Genomic DNA, 3,837 nt, shown 5'->3' on the forward strand with positions numbered 1-3,837 from the left:
ATCGCCCTGTTCGTCGGTCAGCTCCATCGGCGTGCCAAGATGGTCGCACTGGTACCAGGCGAGTGCGCTGAACTTGATCGGCGTCGGTTTGTGCTGCCACAGCGGATCGCGGTCGATGTCGTAAGCGTCCTCATAGGCCGGCTCGGGCAGCAGTTGGATGCTGCGTTGCTCCACCGCCTGCGCCACCGGCACAAAACTGCCCGGCTCAAAAAAGTAGTGGGTCAGGCGTTCGCTCTTGTCGTTGTTACGGCTCTCAAAGGCCAGCAAGTCACCGTCCCAACCGTAGATGGTGTAGCCGCAGCCGTATTGCTCGTCGAGCTTGGCACGTTCCAGCTTGTTCCACATCGGCCCGGCTTCACGACGGTCGTGATACTTGGCCTTGGACAGCTTGAACAGCCGACGGCCCAGCGCGTCGTAGGCAAAGCTGACGGTCAGTCGGTCATCTGCGTAGCCGATCAGACGGTCGTACAAATCCCAGGTGAACTGGGATTTCTTGCCGTTGTGCAGGCGCTCCTTGAGGTTGCCGCGCTCGTCGTAGCTGTAGTGCGTGCCGACGTAGTCACGCAGCAGGTTGTCCAGCAGCTTGGGTGGGCCGTATTGATTGGGACGGCGCGGTGCCTGCGGGTCCAGCAGGTTGCTGGCTGGATCGAAGGCGAAGGTCTCTTCGCCATTGATGGTCTGGGCGGCAAGCAGGCGACCGAGCGGATCGTAGCGGTAGCTGAGAGCGCCGCGCCGGGTGTCGTCAATACGGGTCAGTTGGCCGGCGGCATCATGCCGGTAATTGCGTACCACCAAGCGCTGGGCATCGCCGCGTTTACCGATGGCTTGTTCCTGCAACTGGCCGTTGGGTGTCCAGGCCTGGCGTTGTTGCAGGCCGTTGCCTTGGTCACGGGCGATTTCACGATGGAGGTTGTCGCGCTGGTAGCTGAGAAGCTCCTGATCGTCGACCTTCAAAGCCAGCAAATGGCCGCTGCCATAGGTCAACCAACTGACGCGATGACCGTCCGGTCGGGTGGTGGCGATGCGTTGGTTGAGGGCATCGTATTCATGTTTCCACACTGCCACATGCGGTTCCTGCAGGTAGCGCAGGTATTGATGTTCGCGAGTGTTGTTGCCCGCACGGTCGTAGAACCATTGCAGTGTAGTGGTCTAATTTCCCCGGACACCCCGATAGGTGGAAAATGCATCTATCGAGGAGTTTTTCATGACCGACAAACGCAGAACATTCGACGACAGCTTCAAGCTGCAAGTCGTGAAGATGATCAAGGATCAGGGATTGACCGTGCCGCAGGTCTGCCGGGATCTGAATATTGGTGAGACGGCTGTTCGACGCTGGGTGCAGCAGTACGAGGCCGAGCAACTGGGACAATCCGGAATCGGTAAACCGTTGACGTCTGAACAGCAGCGCATCCGCCAACTGGAGCAAGAGAACCGGCAGCTCAAGGTGGATAACGACATCTTAAAAAAGGCTACCGCCTTCTTTGCCCGCGAGCTGAAGTAACGTATCGACTGGTTCGGCAGCTGCAACAGAAGGCTTATTCGGTGGCGTATGTCTGCCGTTTATTAAACGTCAGTCGATCCGGCTTCTACGAGGCCCAAAAACGCGCTGAGGCGCCTATTCGGCAGAGCTGTCCTGTCGTTGTGCAACTCAAGGCATCGTTTGCTGCAAGTGGTGGCTGCTACGGTAGCCGCCCGTTGCGTGATGCTTTGCGCGGCAAAGGTATGGCTGTCGGTCTTTATAAAATCCGTCGTTTAATGCGTGCCAACGGCCTGCGTTCGGCCTGGAAGCGCAAGTTTGTGCACACAACCGATAGCAACCATGACTTGCCGATTGCAGAGAATATATTGGGCCGTCAGTTTGACCCAACGGCGCCAAACAAGGCTTGGGTGGCCGACATAACCTACATCCGCACTCGCAGTGGCTGGTTGTACCTGGCGGTGGTGTTGGACTTGTTTTCACGCAAGATAGTGGGCTGGGCCATGGCCCCGAACATGCCGGCAGAGTTGGTGTGTAGCGCGATGCAGTTGGCCATCGCTCAGCGCCAGCCGCCACCAGGACTGATAGCCCACTCAGACCGTGGCAGCCAGTACGCGAGCGCAAGTTACAGAGCGTTGCTGGCGCGAAACGACATGCAGCAGAGCATGAGCCGTAAAGGTAACTGCTGGGACAACGCGGTGATGGAGCGCTTCTTCCTGAGCTTGAAAATGGAGCGTGTATGGCGACGTGATTATGCCAACCATGCAGAAGCTATCCGCGACATCACTGAGTACATCGTTGGGTTTTACAACAACGAACGGCTGCACTCAAAACTGGGGTATCTGCCGCCGACCGTTTACGAGCGGGCGATGGCATCGAAACCACCTATCGAGGTGTCCGGAATTAGTTGACAACCACAATGGCGCAGTGGTCATCATCTATGGACAGAGCCGCGGGAGCCGCTGGCGATCAGGGTTGCACCGCAGGAGGTCTTCATGCCATCCAACGCCACGGGAATGCCGTTGACGGAATAGGTACTGCTGCCTTCTGCAATCGGGAAGGGGCCCTTGCATAAGGGGCACATCACCATGTGGCCTTTGCCGGCCATGGGTTTGCCATTGAGGTTGGTGTGGGGGATGGATTCGGTGACAACACCGCCATGGTCGGTGGTATCGCCGAGTCGAACTATGGTCTTCATTTCGCTATGCTCACTCTGATTGTCGAGTAATGTAACTCATCGTTATGAAGTGCCTTTTCGTGATATTTACCAAGATAGTGTTTTTGGGGTATGGTCTGTTTGCCATATTTATCCTTGCGTTCTGATGGTTAAGATTATTTTGGATGTTAATGAATTATTTGTTGGCTAGTGGTAATGGGATGTTGTTCTTTTCCAATATTGCCATTGCTCGTTCTAGGAATTGGATAGGGAGGTTTGTTTTCTCTCCATACAGATCCACGATTCCTATCTCCACTACATTGTCAACAAGGGAGGTGAAGTCGGTGGCTTTTTTCTGCATCAAAATGTCTTCTAGGTCTGTTGGTATGTCATCTCCTCTTCCATTCACCTCTAATAAAGCGCCTTTGCTATCCCATTCAGGTAGGTTTTTACTTGAGTGCATCATCTCAAGATGATTGAGTAGCTTGGAAATGGCAGGGTGAGACAGTTTTTTTTGCTCGCAATATGCTCTCAGGCATAAAGATCCGTACAGTTGGATGTCTTGAATTGGGAGGTTCTTGAATTTCAATAGTGTCTCTGACTTATCCATTTTTATTGCATCTCTCTAATAGATTCATGTCAAATTTGTTTAAAAGTGGATTGCAAACCGAACATGGAGGTTTGCTGGTTCCATGAACGCCGCTGCTGCTTTTCTTTCCGCGCACATTTGCCACTGAAATTGTTGCTCCCTTCAGGTCTATTCCTTTGTTCCTTGCTCGGGCGATTGCGTTTACTTCCGCACATTGAGCAGAAAATTCGTTGGGAGTTATTCCATCTAGAGCATTTTGAACTTCAGAGTTGATCACTCCGCCTTGGTTCTTTCCGATGGTAATTCTCCCGTCTGTAGATGTTATTGCAGCTACCGTATTTGGCCGTTTCGAAGCTGGCAAATTCTGGGCTTTGTTCGCAAGTCGTTCTGCGAGAGTTATGCTCAATCCTAAGGGGTCTATCCAATTTGCGGGGTTCGGCGCATAGGCATAAACATTCAGACCTCCCGAAAACCCAATCGGGTCCTTACCAATAAACCGCCCGACCTGTGGATCATAGTACCGATAGCGGTTGTAGTGCAGCCCGGTTTCCACATCGAAGTACTGCCCTTGAAAGCGCAACGAATTGCGGATGTCCGCCCGTTTGGCGGTCTCGC

Annotated in this window: 5 protein-coding genes; 1 reads left to right on the top strand and 4 read right to left on the bottom strand. The window is 53.7% G+C overall.

Features of this window, described 5'->3' with window-relative positions:
• Window positions 1-1,065 (bottom strand): RHS domain-containing protein (locus AACY42_RS28040; protein ID WP_339483749.1); only part of this gene is annotated, 1,065 nt, incomplete at its 3' end.
• A gap of 139 nt (window positions 1,066-1,204) precedes the next feature.
• Between AACY42_RS28040 and AACY42_RS28045 the strand changes: the two genes are divergently transcribed.
• Window positions 1,205-2,388, top strand: a protein-coding gene (locus tag AACY42_RS28045; protein WP_339464584.1) for an IS3 family transposase whose coding sequence is annotated in 2 segments (ribosomal slippage) — window positions 1,205-1,469 and window positions 1,469-2,388 — 1,185 coding nt in all. Because the reading frame shifts where the segments join, the coding sequence is not laid out codon by codon here.
• Window positions 2,389-2,411: 23 nt separating this feature from the next.
• Here the strand turns inward: AACY42_RS28045 and AACY42_RS28050 are convergent.
• The 3 genes from AACY42_RS28050 to AACY42_RS28060 form a co-directional block, all read right to left on the bottom strand.
• Window positions 2,412-2,675, bottom strand: coding sequence for a PAAR domain-containing protein (locus tag AACY42_RS28050; protein WP_339483751.1), 264 nt, complete (start codon window positions 2,673-2,675; stop codon window positions 2,412-2,414).
• Between the two features lie 154 nt (window positions 2,676-2,829).
• Window positions 2,830-3,243, bottom strand: coding sequence for a hypothetical protein (locus tag AACY42_RS28055; protein ID WP_339483752.1), 414 nt, complete (start codon window positions 3,241-3,243; stop codon window positions 2,830-2,832).
• On the bottom strand, window positions 3,236-3,837 hold a 602-nt coding region (locus tag AACY42_RS28060; protein WP_339483753.1), incomplete at its 5' end, for an RHS repeat-associated core domain-containing protein. The genes AACY42_RS28055 and AACY42_RS28060, both read right to left, overlap by 8 nt.

The organism is Pseudomonas sp. RL_5y_Pfl2_73, assembly GCF_963970515.1.
Classification (GTDB): Bacteria; Pseudomonadota; Gammaproteobacteria; order Pseudomonadales; family Pseudomonadaceae; genus Aquipseudomonas.

What these genes read in the sequence shown, in the direction of transcription:
- AACY42_RS28050 (WP_339483751.1), bottom strand. Translation starts at nt 2,675, where the DNA reads ATGAAGACCATAGTTCGACTCGGCGATACCACCGACCATGGCGGTGTT.
- AACY42_RS28055 (WP_339483752.1), bottom strand. Translation starts at nt 3,243, where the DNA reads ATGGATAAGTCAGAGACACTATTGAAATTCAAGAACCTCCCAATTCAA.